The sequence below is a fragment of the Streptomyces sp. NPDC043867 genome, from assembly GCF_056435845.1.
Genome location: NZ_JBWKDS010000014.1, coordinates 40,579 through 54,570 on the forward strand (window position 1 = coordinate 40,579; position 13,992 = coordinate 54,570).

Annotated in this window: 11 protein-coding genes; 6 read left to right on the forward strand and 5 right to left on the reverse strand. The window is 70.9% G+C overall.

Translation table 11 applies throughout. The features are described from left to right. The first annotated feature begins 130 nt into the window (after positions 1 to 130). From AC069T_RS16120 to AC069T_RS16130, 3 genes are all read left to right on the forward strand, one after another. On the forward strand, positions 131 to 637 hold the full coding sequence (locus AC069T_RS16120; RefSeq protein ID WP_476752555.1) for a MarR family winged helix-turn-helix transcriptional regulator: 507 nt from the start codon (positions 131 to 133) through the stop codon (positions 635 to 637). Positions 638 to 1,095: 458 nt separating this feature from the next. Next, entirely contained in the window at positions 1,096 to 1,593 is a 498-nt protein-coding gene (locus tag AC069T_RS16125; protein ID WP_478783348.1) for a sigma factor-like helix-turn-helix DNA-binding protein, read from the forward strand. Next, positions 1,590 to 1,838, forward strand: a complete 249-nt coding sequence (locus AC069T_RS16130; RefSeq protein WP_478783349.1) for a hypothetical protein — start codon at positions 1,590 to 1,592, stop codon at positions 1,836 to 1,838. The genes AC069T_RS16125 and AC069T_RS16130 overlap by 4 nt, the downstream gene beginning before the upstream one ends. A 7-nt stretch (positions 1,839 to 1,845) precedes the next feature. Here AC069T_RS16130 and AC069T_RS16135 read toward each other — a convergent pair whose 3' ends face one another. Beyond that, the gene (locus AC069T_RS16135) at positions 1,846 to 3,000 is read right to left on the reverse strand and encodes a cystathionine gamma-synthase (protein WP_478783350.1); all 1,155 of its coding nucleotides are present in this window, start codon (positions 2,998 to 3,000) and stop codon (positions 1,846 to 1,848) included. A gap of 154 nt (positions 3,001 to 3,154) precedes the next feature. Between AC069T_RS16135 and AC069T_RS16140 the strand changes: the two genes are divergently transcribed. After that, positions 3,155 to 4,273 carry a hypothetical protein gene (locus tag AC069T_RS16140; RefSeq protein WP_478783351.1) on the forward strand — a complete coding sequence of 373 codons (1,119 nt, stop codon included), beginning with the start codon at positions 3,155 to 3,157 and terminating at the stop codon, positions 4,271 to 4,273. A 284-nt stretch (positions 4,274 to 4,557) separates the two neighbouring features. Continuing rightward, complete coding sequence (locus AC069T_RS16145; protein ID WP_478783352.1) at positions 4,558 to 4,974, forward strand: hypothetical protein; 417 nt, start codon at positions 4,558 to 4,560, stop codon at positions 4,972 to 4,974. A 107-nt stretch (positions 4,975 to 5,081) separates the two neighbouring features. Here the strand turns inward: AC069T_RS16145 and AC069T_RS16150 are convergent, their stop codons facing one another. After that, a complete protein-coding gene (locus tag AC069T_RS16150; protein ID WP_478783353.1) occupies positions 5,082 to 6,122 on the reverse strand; it encodes an NAD(P)-dependent alcohol dehydrogenase in 1,041 nt (346 codons plus the stop codon). A 173-nt stretch (positions 6,123 to 6,295) separates the two neighbouring features. Here AC069T_RS16150 and AC069T_RS16155 point away from each other — a divergent pair, with 173 nt between their 5' ends. Continuing rightward, positions 6,296 to 7,210 (forward strand): helix-turn-helix domain-containing protein, encoded by a 915-nt coding sequence (locus AC069T_RS16155; protein WP_478783354.1) that lies wholly within the window; start codon positions 6,296 to 6,298, stop codon positions 7,208 to 7,210. A gap of 238 nt (positions 7,211 to 7,448) precedes the next feature. On the opposite strand, the gene AC069T_RS16160 is transcribed toward AC069T_RS16155, so the two are convergent. The 3 genes from AC069T_RS16160 to AC069T_RS16170 form a co-directional block, all read right to left on the reverse strand. Continuing rightward, the gene (locus tag AC069T_RS16160) at positions 7,449 to 8,660 is read right to left on the reverse strand and encodes a helix-turn-helix transcriptional regulator (RefSeq protein WP_478783355.1); all 1,212 of its coding nucleotides are present in this window, start codon (positions 8,658 to 8,660) and stop codon (positions 7,449 to 7,451) included. Between the two features lie 1,029 nt (positions 8,661 to 9,689). Next, positions 9,690 to 10,460, reverse strand: a complete 771-nt coding sequence (locus tag AC069T_RS16165; RefSeq protein ID WP_476752562.1) for a globin domain-containing protein — start codon at positions 10,458 to 10,460, stop codon at positions 9,690 to 9,692. Positions 10,461 to 10,602: 142 nt separating this feature from the next. Next, on the reverse strand, positions 10,603 to 13,920 hold the full coding sequence (locus AC069T_RS16170; protein ID WP_478783453.1) for a S8 family peptidase: 3,318 nt from the start codon (positions 13,918 to 13,920) through the stop codon (positions 10,603 to 10,605). Positions 13,921 to 13,992: the final 72 nt, after the last annotated feature.

Below are 13,992 nucleotides of genomic sequence, written 5' to 3' on the forward strand. Positions count from 1 at the left end.
CTCGTGTGACCACCGGGCGAGACTGGATTGCGCAGCGCCGGTACGACCCGCGTCCCGGCCGCGTACCCTGTCCCCCAACCCAGGACCCCACGCATGAATTGAGCCCCCGGCCATGCCCACAACACCTGAAATGTCGATGGACATGACGACCGTCGGTGACACCGGTCTCCTCGACACGCTGCAGCACGAGGTCGCGGTGTTCGCCCGCCGTGCCGAACAGACCCGGCTCGGCGGCGTGGGGCAGGTGCGCAACTCGATGGACCGGGCCGCGTACCTGCTGCTCAACCGCCTCGACAAGGAAGGCCCGATGGGCGTCAAGGCGCTCGCCGCGAGCATGGGGATCGACTCCTCCACGGTCACCCGGCAGGTGGCGCCGCTCGTCGACACCGGGCTCGTCAAGCGCACCTCGCACCCCGAGGACGGGCGTGCCGTGGTGCTCCAGCTCTCCCCGCGCGGAGGGTCCCGCCTGGAGGAAGTCCGCTCGTCGAGACGTCAGTTGATGGCCGAGCTGACACACGACTGGGCGCCGGAGGAGCGCGACGCGTTCTGCACGCTCCTCACGCGCTTCAACGGCGCGCTGTCCGCCCGCCAGGCGGCGCAGGGCGGCCCGGTGGCGGAGCCGCAGCCGGGTTCCTGACCGGCGACCGGACGGCGGAGACCGCTGCCCGGCCGGCGGCTTGATCGCCCGGCCCGCCCCTTTTCCCGGCTCCCCCGCCGCGTACCGTCCGTTTCCGCACGCCGACCGGCCGCGGACCGTCCGCACCGCCCGGGAGCCGATCCCGCCGCCTCGCCGCCCGCACGGGACGCCCGTCTCCCCGCCCGCACGCGCGTCCGTCTCTCCGCCCGCACGCACGTCCGTCTCCTGACTGCCGCACGCGCCCGCGTACCCGCACGCGCCCGCGTACCCGCACGCGCCCGCGTACCCGTACGCGCGCGTGTGCCCATGTGCGCCGGACCCTTGACCCCGGGGCCGGACCTGGCCTCATATGAGAGCGGGCCCCGCCGTACACGGTCTGGCATGCCGTACGCGGCCGGGACCACCGGTCCCCTCAGGTCCCACAGACCCCTCCGGGTCACCCTCAGGCGGGAGGCGCGGTGCGAGAACGGCGGGCGTTCCGTGACGCCCGCCGCGCCCGGGAGTTCGAGGCGTTCGTCGCGGGCGCGGCGGGGCGGCTGCTGCATGCCGCCACCCTGCTCACCGCGGAGCCCCCGGACGCCAACCCCCGCGCGCGGCGCCTGCTGACCCACACCCTGGCCCTCACGTACGCCCGCTGGGACCGGCTGCGCGGCGAGGACCCGTACGACCGCGCCCGCCAGGAGCTGGCCGTCCGCTTCGCGCGCGGGGCCTGGCACCAGTACGGCGCCCTCGGCCGGGCCCGGCCCGATCCCGGGAGCGTGCTGGCGCACCTGTCGCCCCAGGAGCGGCTGATCCTGGTCCTGCGGCTGTACGAGGGTGTCGCCGAGGAGCAGACGGCCGCCCTGCTCGGCCTGCCCGCCGAGCGCGTCCGGGCGATCTGCGCCCGCGCCATGGCGACCCTGCTGCATCCGCCGCGCGGACCGGCGCCGGCCCTGGCGGAGGTGGCGCCGTCGTGAACCTGCCCGAGCGGGAGGCGGCCGTACGGCGGCTGCTGGAGCAGACACCGCCCCCGGTGCCGCCCGGCCTGTACCCGGACGTCGTCCGGCGGGGCGCGCGGATGCTGCGGCGCCGCACCGCCGCCCGCCGGCTGCTGTGGCTGCTGCTGCTCGCTGCGGCCGTCGCCTTCGTGGTCTGGGCGTCGACCGCCCGGCCCTGGGTGGAGCCGCCGTCGGACACGACCCCACCCCTCACCGGCTGGTGAGCGCGGCCTAGCCGAGGGCCTGCTGGAGGTCCTGGAGCAGGTCGTCGACGTTCTCGATGCCCACGGACAGGCGGACCAGGTCGGCGGGCACCTCCAGGAGCGAGCCGGCCGTGGAGGCGTGCGTCATCCGCCCCGGGTGCTCGATCAGGGACTCGACACCACCCAGGGACTCCCCGAGCGTGAACACCCTGGCGCGGTTGCAGACCTCGACGGCCGCCTCCTCGCCGCCGTCGACCCGGAAGGAGATCATGCCGCCGAACGCCCGCATCTGCTTGGCGGCGACCTCGTGACCGGGGTGCTCCGGCAGACCCGGGTACAGCACACTCGTCACGCGCGGGTGCCGCGTCAGCATCTCGGCGACCTTGCCGGCGTTCTCGCTGTGCCGGTCCATGCGCACGGACAGCGTCTTGGTGCCGCGCAGCACCAGCCAGGAGTCGAAGGGCCCGGCGACCGCGCCCATCGCGTTCTGGTGGTACGCCAGCTCCTCGCCCAGTGCCTCGTCGGCGGTGACCAGGGCGCCGCCGACGACGTCCGAGTGGCCGCCCATGTACTTGGTCAGCGAGTGCACGACGACGTCCGCGCCGAGCGCGAGCGGCTGCTGGAGGTAGGGCGTCGCGAAGGTGTTGTCCACGACGAGCCGGGCGCCCGCCTCCCGGGCGACCTGGGCGAGAGCCGCGATGTCGGTGATGTTGAGGAGGGGGTTGGACGGCGTCTCCACCCAGACCGCCTTGGTCTTCGGGGTGAGCGCGGCCCGCACGGCCGTGGGGTCGCTGGTGTCGGCGACGGACCACTCCACACCCCACCGGGAGACGACCTTCGCGAAGAGCCGGAACGTGCCGCCGTAGGCGTCGTTCGGGATCACCACGTGATCGCCGGGGCTGAGCAGCGTACGCAGCAGGCAGTCCTCGGCAGCCAGTCCTGACGCGAACGCGAGGCCCCGGCGGCCGCCCTCCAGGGCCGCGAGGTTCTCTTCGAGGGCGGTCCTCGTCGGGTTGGCGCTGCGGCTGTACTCGTATCCGCCGCGCAGCCCGCCGACGCCGTCCTGCTTGTAGGTCGAGACCTGGTAGATCGGCGGGACGACCGCGCCGGTGAGGGGATCGGCGGTGTTGCCCGCGTGGATCGCCAGGGTCTCGAAGTGCTGACTGATGTGCCTGTCGCTCATGGGAACCGAGCGTAGTGCGCCCGCGGGGCCGATGACGGCACACGTCCGCCCGGAGCGTGATCGTTCCGCGCCGTGCGGGACGCCGGGGAGCCTCGGCGGGGGTCCGGGGCGACCGGGTTGGCCAATTGTCGGACCCTTCTGGTTCGCTTGAGGCATGGAGATTCTCTGGGTCCTGATGGCGCTGCTCATGATGGGGATGGTTCTCGGACCGTTCTTCATGCGCAGGCGGGCCGGCATTCAGCAGGTCGCCCCCGGCGACCCGGACGCCGCGGACCCGGCGGACTACGGCTTCGTACGCCAGGAGGAGCTGGACGTCCGCATGCCGGGCCCGGACGGCGACCTGGTCGACGTGCTTGACCTGGTGCAGCGCACCCGGGATTACCGGGCGGCCGCGCAGCTCCTGGCGGGCACGGAGGCGGCCGGTGAGCTCCGCTGGCAGCGGGTGCAGGCCTTCGCGGGCGCGGCCTCGCTGGAGCTCCAGCAGCGCCCCGGCGGGGTCAGTGACACGCCGGGCGGCCAGTGGCTGCGGGTGTGGCGGGCCGAGGCGCCCAAGGACGCGGGCGGCGCGGCGGTGCACGCGGAGTTCCTCGTGCAGCAGGCGTGGCGGACCGCGACGCCTGGCACGGACGAGTTCCGGATCATCATGGAGGAGGCCCGGGCTGCGTGTGCCGAAGCGGCGCTGCTGGCGCCGGGCGACCCGGTCCCGTACATCATCGAGCTGTCCGTGGCGCGCGGGCTGGCCTACGAGCGGGCCCAGTTCGAGAAGCTGTGGCTGAAGATCCTGGACCGGGCGCCGGCCCACATGGGCGCGCATCTGGCGGCGCTGCACTACTGGTGCGAGAAGTGGCACGGCTCGCGCGAGACGGCGTACTCCTTCGCGGAGGCGGCCGCCGCCCGTGCCCCGCAGGGGTCCCTGCTGGCCGCCATGCCCCTCTTCGCGGTCTTCGAGCACCTGCCCGAGGTGAATCTGGTCAGCGGCTTCTACCGGAGCGAGGTCGTGACGAAGGCGGTGCACGGCGCGCTCTTCGCGGTGCACGCGGCCCGTCCGGACGACCCGATGCTGGCCCACGTCCGCCATCTCCTGGTCTTCTTCCTGGTCCGGGGCGAGCGCTGGTCCGAGGCGATGAACCAGCTGGTCCACATCGACGGACACATCGGCGCCCTCCCCTGGACCCTGACGTCCGACCCGGCTGCGGACTACGCGGTCTACCGCGCGCTGGCCGTCGCGGGCTACGAGGCGAACGGCGGCAGCCCGGCGACGCTGACGCAGTGACGCGGGGCCGGGGGGCCGCTTCTCCGCCGGGGCTCCCTTCGGGGAACACCCGGCGCCGCCGCTGCGACAGCGCGGGACAGCTCCCCACGGCGCGTCCCTCGCACAGCCCTCCGGAACGGTCCTGTGACAGCACGGCCTGCGGAATCGGTTCGGGTCTGCACGTCACACGCGTCGACAGGACACAGCGGATCCGGAGCACCGGCAGTCAGCCGTCCTAAGATCTTTTTCGGCCAACGTCACACCGCCACGCATGAGTGATCCAGCTGCTCGCCACGATTCAGGACATGGCGACATCGGGGGCACGGAGCGGCCGGCTCGGCGGGCTGGGGCAGTGGTGGGGTGTTCTGGCCGGCGCTCTGCTGATCGCGGCCTGGATCAACAAGGCGGCCGGGCCCCCGGTGGTGGTCACCCTCTCGGCACTGGTCCTGGTCTGGTGCTTCGTCCAGGCTCCGGTGACATGCAGCGCTCCGGTCCGGGGACGTCCGGACGGCTGCCGCAACAACGCGACCGGCCTTCTGCTGGGCTGCCACATCCGTCAGCACCGGTGGCAGAAGCTGAAAATGCTGATCCTTCGACGCCGCGTACGAGAGTTCCGCTCCGGCCTCTTCTCGGACGCCAAGGCCGCCCTCGTCACCCTGGCCGCGATCGGCAGCTTCCTGTCAGGGATCGCCGCCTTCATTCCCGGCCTGGTCGTCTCCTGAGTCCTTGTCCCGGCGGCAGGTCGTGCGGCGGCCCCGAGACCGCCGAGGGGCGCCGGGCGGACCCGTGGTCCGGCGGCGCCCCCGGGAGTCGGGGCCCCGGGTCGGGGTCAGATCGTGGCCGTGTCGATCACGAAGCGGTAGCGGACGTCGCTGGCGAGCACCCGCTCGTACGCCTCGTTGATCTCGGCGGCGCTGATCAGTTCGATCTCGGCGCCGAAGCCGTGCTCGGCGCAGAAGTCGAGCATCTCCTGGGTCTCCTGGATGCCGCCGATGCCGGAGCCCGCGAGGGTCTTCCGGCCGCCGATGACGGAGAACAGGTTGAGCGCGACGGGCTCCTCGGGCGCGCCCACGTTCACGAAGGCGCCGTCCGTCCGCAGGAGGGACAGGTAGCGGTCCAGGTCGAGCGGGGCCGAGACCGTGGAGAGAATCAGGTCGAACGTGCCGCGCAGTTCCTCGAAGGTCTCCGGGTCGCTGGTCGCGTAGTAGTGGTCGGCGCCCAGCTTCAGCCCGTCGTCCTTCTTGCGGAGCGACTGGGAGAGCACCGTGACCTCCGCGCCGAGCGCGTGCGCGATCTTGACGCCCATGTGGCCGAGGCCGCCCATGCCGACGACGGCGACCTTCTTGCCGGGGCCCGCGTTCCAGTGCTTCAGCGGGGAGTACGTGGTGATGCCCGCGCACAGCAGCGGCGCGGCCTCGTCCAGGGCCAGGCCCTCGGGGATGCGGACGGTGTAGTTCTCGTCGACGACGATGTGGGTGGAGTAGCCGCCGTAAGTGGGCTCGCCGTCCTTGCCGACGGCGTTGTACGTGCCGGTCATGCCCTTCGAGCAGTACTGCTCCAGGCCCGCCTTGCAGTTGTCGCACTCACGGCAGGAGTCGACCATGCAGCCGACGCCCACCCGGTCACCGACGGCGAACCTGGAGACACCGGAGCCGACCTCGGTGACGATGCCGGCGATCTCGTGGCCCGGCACCATCGGGAAGATGGCCTCGCCCCAGCCCTCACGGGCCTGGTGGATGTCCGAGTGGCAGATGCCCGCGAACTTGATCTCGATGAGGACGTCGGACTCGCCGACCGGACGCCGCTCGATGGTGGTGCGCTCCAGGGGAGCCTTGGCGGCGGGGGCGGCGTACGCAGCAACAGTGGTCATGCCGGGGTTCTCCTCAGGAGGGTTCGTTCGCACCCGGTCGCCTGCTGACCGGGCACGTCTCCCAGAGTGCCCCTCCGCGCGACATTCACCCAGGTCACGGCTTTGCCTACGTTCAGTGGTCCTACTACTGACGGGGTCAGGCTCCTGGGCGTACGACCGTGAATACTGGACGCATGGACGATCAGGCCTCCCCTCAGCCCGCCGGGGACACCGGGCGGTCGCTGGACCGGCGTGCCGAGCTCAGCGAGTTCCTGCGCACCCGCCGGGCCCGGCTGAAGCCGGAGGACGTGGGGCTGCCGGACTTCGGGCGGCACCGCCGGGTGCCGGGACTGCGCCGTGAGGAGCTGGCGCAGCTCGCCGGGGTGTCCGTGGCGTACTACACCCGCCTCGAGCAGGGCAACGGGCGGAACGTGTCCTCGGAGGTCCTGGACGCGATCGCCCGCGCCCTGCGCCTGACCGACGCCGAGCACGCGCACCTGACGCACCTCGCCAAGCCCAAGCAGCACAAGAAGAAACAGACCGCCCGGCCGCAGCAGGTGCGGGGCGCGCTGCGGCAGCTCCTGGACACGCTGGACGGCGTTCCCGCGTACATCACGGGACGGCGTACGGACATCCTCGTCTGGAACCGGATGGCCGCGGCCGTCTTCGGCGACTGGACGGAGCTGCCACCGCAGGAGCGGAACTGGGCGCGCATGGTGTTCCTGAAGCCCGAGTACCGCGACCTGTACGTGGACTGGGGGCAGAAGGCGAGCGACATCGTCAGCTTCCTGCGCATGGACGCGGGCTGCCATCCCGACGACCCCCGGCTGTCCGCCCTGGTGGGCGAACTCTCCGTGAAGAGCGAGGAGTTCCGGCGGCTCTGGGCGACGCACGACGTCAGGGAGAAGAGCCACGGCATGAAGCGGCTGCGGCATCCGCTGGTCGGTGCGCTGGACCTGTCCTTCGAGACGTTCCGGCTCCCGGACGACGCCGAGCAGGCGATGATCACGTATCACGCCGAGCCGGGGTCCGCGTCCGCGGAGGCGTTGCGGTTGCTGGCGGCGTGGGGTGCGGATGCGACGCGTGCGGGGTCGGTGACCCCGCCATAGGGTTCTCGGCCCCGGGCCGCCGGGTGACCCCGGGCCCGGGTGCCATGTGCCCCGGTGCCCTCGGTTCCGCTCTCTCGGTCCGGGGGTTCGCCCGGGCGCGGCCGGCTCCGGTGGCCGACCTCGGCGCGTGACCTGCCCCGGCCGGTTGTCCCGCCGTCCAGGGACTGCCGCCCGGTGCAGGTTCTCAGGTGCGGTTAAGCAGGCACGCTGTCCTACCCGTCCTTGCTTTCCTCCCTACCTATGCCGCGCCGTCGAGGACTTCCCGCACTTCCGGAACGTCGCGGTATTCCTCCAGCCTGTGCAGGACCACCTTTACGCGCTCTGCTGTCCGCTCGCTCGCCACGTCCGCAGAAAGCGTGATGACCCGTTGGGCCGTTGCTGCCGCCTCCTCCGGTTCGTTGGCGTCAGCCAGAGCAACGGCAAGCCAAGAAAGGTAGAGAGCAAGTTCCCTTGTGTGCGTAGCGTCGTACCGGGCGAGGACTTCCCGCAGCAGGGGCACCGCGCGCAATGGGCGCTTCAGCTCCGTGTAGACACGCGATTCCATGACTTGCAACTCGCCCGCCTCAACCCAGTAAAGGTATTGGGGAGACTCCCGCCCCTTGGTGCCTTCGGCCAGTGCTTCCGATGCCTCGCCCAGGGCGCGCATCGCAGGCTGCGTCTCGTTGGCCTTCGTAAGCGCCCAGGCGACGCGGTCGAGGTACAAGGCCCGCGCTTTCGGGGGCGCGTCGTCGCCTGCCTGTTCCAGTGCTGCGCGAGCGAGCAACAAGCCTTGTCGTTCCTGCCCGGTATTGCTGTACTGATAGGCGAGCGAACCGGCGAGGTTGCCGACCAGCGTTGTGTCCTTCGCTTGCTGGGCAGCACTCATGCCCAGCTTGTAAATGCGTTCCGCTTCCTCGTGGCGCCCAGCATCAGAGGCAATCCATCCGGAAATCTGCGCCAACTCGCCAATCTGGGACAGCAAGGCGCGCCCGATATCCTGTGTGTGACTTCCCTCGCGGTAGAGCTTGACAGCGGACTTCAGCTCACGCAGCGCAGGCCTGATGAGGTCACCCCCCGCCAGGACGTCGTCCGCGAGGCGCAGACCGTGGACACGTCCGGCCAGGTCCGTCACATCACTGATACCAATGCGGCGCCCCTGACGCACTTTCAAAGGGGTGAGCGGATCAGTGTCCGGCAGGAAGTCAGCGACCGATACCGGGGCGCTTCCCTGGGGGACCATTGCGGCGGCCTGTTCAAGCTCGACCGCAGGCGCGCCGAGCGCGGCAGCAATGAACGGCAGCCATTCGCGCGGAGTCCGTTTCCCTTTCTCCCACCGGTAAACGTCCTGCCGCGTAAGTGAGTCGGGTGGTAAACCCGCCGCGCGGCACGCCTCGGCCGCCAGCCGTGCCTGACTCCAACCCCTGGCCTGCCGCAGGCGCCGGATCATGTGGGCCGCTGTCTCACCGCGCATGTCCCAAGTCTGGCCTACAAGGGGCCCACATGAGGCCGCTAGGCAGCGAATCAGCCGGACGGGACCTTAGGCGGACAGCAAGTACCCCGCGACGCGGCAACGTCCGGGGGCGCGGCCGACGCTTCAGAGGAGCGCTGACAATGTCCTACGTATCACGAACCCTCGAACGGGTGAGAGTGGCTCTACTCGGGCGACGCACCCCCGGCAAGCACGCTGCCGCACAGACACCCCCGGCAGCGCCCCGCAGCCGCCCTACGCCGGCCGTGCGGGGCGCACGGCTGGTCATCGGCCGCAGGCACCGCCCGTTGGCACACATCGTTCCGCAGCCGCGGAACGCCCGCACAGGCGCCCTGGTGGACCCCTGGGAGCGCGTCCAGTGATGAGCATTGAGGTGTACCGGATCAATCCGGAAACCGGAGTCCGCACTGAGGTGCGCAGAAAGCACACCGTGAAACCGGCCGAGGTGCCAGAACTCTCCAGCGGATATCCGCCCTGCGCGTGTCGGTACTGCAAGGACAGGGGCAGCAGGACCAGGCTGCGTTTCCTTGTGGCCGAAGCCAACCGGCGCAGTATGGGGAAGCTGTGACTCGCTCGGTCATCAAAAGGAGCCGACCCCGTGGACCCTGGCCACGGCTCCGTAACTGTGTCAGGGCCCGAAGATTGGCCTGAAACGGGGGATTTCGGGAGGTCAGAGGCTACCCGCACCCAGGAAGGTCAGCCGCTCCGGTCCCCCGCTTCGGCCTGGACGGCCTCGCCCTCAAACGCCGGACGGGCCGCCCCCCGGCCCCGGCAAGAACGCACCGCCCCCACCGCTTACGTCGGCGCACTCGGCGACCTCCGCCCCTAGGGCCTGTCGTTTGGATCACGTCGGCGTCGCGGGGTCTGGCACGCACATCTGCGGCGTTGTCGTCGGTCGCCGACGCTCCGCGTCGACTCCCTCCTCCGCCTTGCAGCTGCACGCGCCAGACCCCGCTCGGGTCGGTCAGGACGAACCGTCGGTCACAGCCAGCCTGATCCAAACGACAGGCCCTAGCCCTGATACGGCGGCGCAGCCCCCCACGTCCACCTGGGGACCGGCTGGTCCGCCGGAGGGGCCACGTCCGGGGCCGAGAAGTGGACGGCGAGGCGGGTGCCCCACTCGGCGTAGGCGACGAACGCGGAGCGGAACTCGGCGTCGGTGGGCAGGCCGGCGTCGTCGGCCGCGTCCTGGAGGAGGTTCACCCAGCGGCGGCGCTGGGGCTCCGTGATCCCCTTGCCGAGGTGCTTGGCGACCATGTGGCCGTGGCCGCCCTGGCTCTCCGAGTACGCGGGCGGCCCGCCGAAGACCTCCCCGAGCCAGAGCGCGACGTGCGCGGCGTGCTCGGGCGCCAGGCCCTCGAAGACGGGGGCGAGGACCTCGTCCTTGAGGACCTTCTCGTAGAAGGCCTCGGTCAGCCGGGCGAACGCCTCGGCGCCGCCCGCCCAGGAGTAGAGGGTCGGCACCGCCGCACCGGTGCCGCGCACGGTCGTCGGCTTGTAGTGGCGCATCTCCTCGATGTCGCCGACGAAGGGGCGGATCTCGGCGAGGAAGTCGGTGAACAGCTCCGACTTCCTGAACCCCTCCAGGTGATCCTCGGTCGAGGTCCAGGTGATGCGCAGGACGAAGTGCTCGAAGTCCTCCTCGCAGCGGGCCAGCTCGTAGTCCACGCACTGCGGGGCCGCGGCGAGCTGGGCGGCGGCCCGGGTGTAGGCGGCCAGGAACTCCGGCGACTGGTGCTCGGGGATCCGGTACCGGATGTACTCCACGGTCGATATGGTCATGCCCCCACACAAACACGGACGGCCCGCGGAAGCTCTGCTTCCGACGGGCCGTCGCGCATATCAGCGCTGAGCGGAAACCGGTCAGCACTCGGCGGACCACGGGGCCGGGGCCGTCCGGCGGATCAGGCCGGACGGCTCCGGGTCACTTCCCGTAGTACGCGTTGTAGATGGAGATCGTCGACTTGTTGTTCTTCTTGTCGGTGATCTTGGCGTGGAAGGAGATGCCCTTGCCCTTCGCCGGGTTCTTGACGCTGATCTTGCCGTTCGTCACGGTCAGCCTGGTCCACGTCTGGCCGTAGTCGTAGGACACGTAGACGTAGAGCGACTTGAGGTTGCTGCCCGCGGCCGCGCCCTGGACGGTGACCGGGACCGAGACCTTCCTGTCGGCCTCGACGCGGCTGTCCAGGCCGGTGGCGGCGTTGAAGCGGACCGTCGAGGCGGGCAGCTTCGCGGCGTCGACCTTCTTGGAGCGGAAGGTCCAGCTGGCGTCGATCCGGGTGGAGGCCGCGGCGACCCTGACGCTGCGCTTGACCGAGGTGGTCAGCTTGTACTCGGCCTCGCCCGCCGGGACCTTGAACTGCCCGTCACCGAAGAGCGGGTCCTCGTTCGAACCGACCTTGGTGCCGTTGCGGTACAGGGTCGTGGCGACCGAGCTGAACGTCGAGGAGCCCGCGTGGGTCTTGCCGTCGGCGAACAGCGGCAGGGAGCCGTAGATGTCGTTGCCCTGGCGGAACAGGCCGTAGGACCCGCCGATCCGCGGACCGAAGACGGCCGTGTTGAACGTCTTCTCGTAGCTCTTGCCGCCGGTGAAGCTCTGCTCGTCGCCGAGCGTGTAGTACGCCTCACTGATCGGCCAGCCGTCCTCGTCGACCCCGGCGGACTGCTCGAAGTCGATGCTCCACTTGACCCCGCCGATGGTGGACACGTGCAGCGTCCGGGTGCCCGGGAGGCTCTGCGGGATGGAGACGGCCGAGCCGCCTGAGCTGCCGGGCAGCCAGCCGAACGCGCTGACGGCGCCCGTCTTGCCGCTCGACGAGGCGCCGAGGCCGATCTTCACCGAGGCCAGTTCGCTCGCCTTGTAGTGCTTGGTGTAGCCGGTGGCGACCTGCTTCACCTTGGCGGCGGTGGTGGTGTCGTACTCCTCGTCGTCATCCTTGGTCCAGTGCGCGTCCCACTGCTGGGAGAGCGAACCGTCGGTGATCTGCGGGCCGAGGTGAGCGGTGCGGAAGTTCTCGTACGAGTCGAGCCACCAGCCGTACGAGTAGCCGGCGTCGCCCGTGTCCACGGTGAAGTCCGGGGACATGAAGGCCGGCTTGGCAGCGGCGTCCGGGACGGTGATGTCCACCGGCTTCGTCGTCCGCGCGTCCAGCGTGATCGTCGTGTCCTTGACGACGTTCAGCTTGGGCTGGGCGATCCAGTCGGCGCCCTTGGTGAAGTCCTCCCGGTCCACGTAGAGACCGGTGTTGAGGATGTAGCCGCCCTTGGGGACGCGCACCTTGACCGTGCCGGAGGCGTCGTACGGCGAGTACCACTTCTCCTTCGCGAGGCCCGAGATGCCGGACAGGTCCGTGCCGTAGTTCACGGCCGGCCTGCCGTCACGGTCGACGTGCTTGAGCGTGACGGTGTACGACTCCACCTCGCGCTGCACCGCGGCGGCCGTGCGGACACTCTGGCCGCCGCCCGTCGCCGTGACGTACGCGGAGTACGCGCCGTCCGTGGTGCCGCCGAGCCTGGTGTCGGCGGTGAGGCCGACGGAGGCCTTGCCGCCCGCCGGGACGGTGACCGTCCTGGCACCGAGGGTGAAGAAGCCCGCCGGAGCCGCCTGGCCCTTGGGGTTGGTGCCGGCGACCGAGAGGTTCAGCGTGACGTCGGTCGTGCCGAGGTTGCGGTAGGTGACCTGCCTGGTCGCCGGGGTGTCGTCGGTGTGCGGCCACTGCTGGAGGCCGAAGCTCGCCGACACCGGGTCGGCGATCACGGACTGCTTGATGGCCTTGTCGACCTGGATGCGGCCGGAACCCTGCTGGAACGGCGTGTACTTGCCGCCCTTGGCGGAGCCGGTCAGCGCGCCCTTGAGCTCGGTGTACGTCCAGCCCGGGTGCTGCTGCTTCAGGATGGCGGCGGCGCCCGCGACGTGCGGGGTGGCCATGGACGTACCGGAGATGCTCAGGTAGCCGGCCGGGTTCTGGCCGACCTCCTTGTCGATGACGCTGCCCGGGGCCGCGGCGGCCGTGATGTTCACGCCGGGCGCGGTGACGTCGGGCTTGATCGCGCCGTCGAGGCCGGGACCGCGGCTGGAGAAGGAGGCCAGCTTGTCGCTGCCGTCGACGGCGCCGACGGTGAGCGCGGCGGCCGCGCTGCCCGGGGAGCCGACGGTCTGCTCGCCGAAGTCGCCGTCGTTGCCCGCGGCGATGGCGAAGAGGATGCCCTTCTCCTCCGAGAGCTTGTTGACCTCGGCCTCGAGCGGGTCGATCTCGGGGGTGTCCCCGCCGCCCAGGCTGAGGTTGACGACATCGGCGCCCTGCGCGGCGGCCCACTCCATGCCGGCGAGGATCTCCGAGTCCTCCCCGTAGCCCTCGTCGCTGAGCACCTTGCCGTTGAGGATCTTCGCGCCGGGCGCGACGCCCTTGAACTTGCCGTTCGACTTCGCGCCCGTGCCCGCGGCGATCGACGCGACGTGCGTGCCGTGGCCGTAGTGGTCGGTGGCGTCGGGCGAGGCGGAGAAGTTCTTGGACTCCAGGACCTGGTCCTTGAGGTCCGGGTGGGTCGCGTCGACACCGGTGTCCAGGACGGCGATCTTGACGCCCTTGCCGTCGTAGCCGGCCGCCCACGCCTTGGGGGCGCCGATCTGCGGCACGGACTTGTCGAGGCTGGCCTTGCGGACGCCGTCCAGCCAGACATGGGCGATGCCGGCGGCGGCGGAGCCGTCGTCGGTGACCGCGGTCCACAGCCGGCCCGCGTCCTGCTTCGGCGTGAGGACGGCGTCCGCGTTCAGGGACTTCAGGGTCCGGCGGACCTTGGTGTCACCCGCGTCGCGGACGTCGGCCTTCGCGGCGGCCGCGGCGCCCCGGTAGCCGACGATCAGCTTCAGGCCCCGCTTCTGGGCCTTGCGGGCGGCGGCCTTGTTGAGCTCGGTGACGTCGAAGAGCCGCTGGTCGAGTTTGCCGGTGGCTATCAGACGCTGTGCGTCGGCCGGCACGACGAGCGTGTGCCCGTCGGCCTTGCGCACCTGGACGGGTATGTGCTCGCGTCCCTTGGCGTGTTCGAAGCCGACGACGCGGCCCTTGGGGCCGACGACGACGCGGTCACCGGTGATCAGTGTGACGCGGTGCTTGGCCGTCAGGGCCGTACCCGCGGCGCTGCTCGCATTCTCCGCCCCGGTCGCCGACGCCGGGCTGGTCATACCCGCCGCCAGCGCCACCGCGGCCGCCGTGGCGACCGTGGCCACGCATGCTTTTTTCACTTGTCTGCGCAAGTCTCCCCCTGGAGATGAGGTCCGGGTGAATTCCCCATTCACCCGGCCGGGGGCAGTCCC

Bases quoted from the DNA above. Each gene is read 5' to 3' on its own strand.
- AC069T_RS16160 (WP_478783355.1), bottom strand. From the start codon at position 8,660: ATGCGCGGTGAGACAGCGGCCCACATGATCCGGCGCCTGCGGCAGGCC.
- AC069T_RS16145 (WP_478783352.1), top strand. From the start codon at position 4,558: ATGGCGACATCGGGGGCACGGAGCGGCCGGCTCGGCGGGCTGGGGCAG.
- AC069T_RS16165 (WP_476752562.1), bottom strand. From the start codon at position 10,460: ATGACCATATCGACCGTGGAGTACATCCGGTACCGGATCCCCGAGCAC.
- AC069T_RS16120 (WP_476752555.1), top strand. From the start codon at position 131: ATGTCGATGGACATGACGACCGTCGGTGACACCGGTCTCCTCGACACG.
- AC069T_RS16140 (WP_478783351.1), top strand. From the start codon at position 3,155: ATGGAGATTCTCTGGGTCCTGATGGCGCTGCTCATGATGGGGATGGTT.
- AC069T_RS16150 (WP_478783353.1), bottom strand. From the start codon at position 6,122: ATGACCACTGTTGCTGCGTACGCCGCCCCCGCCGCCAAGGCTCCCCTG.
- AC069T_RS16135 (WP_478783350.1), bottom strand. From the start codon at position 3,000: ATGAGCGACAGGCACATCAGTCAGCACTTCGAGACCCTGGCGATCCAC.
- AC069T_RS16155 (WP_478783354.1), top strand. From the start codon at position 6,296: ATGGACGATCAGGCCTCCCCTCAGCCCGCCGGGGACACCGGGCGGTCG.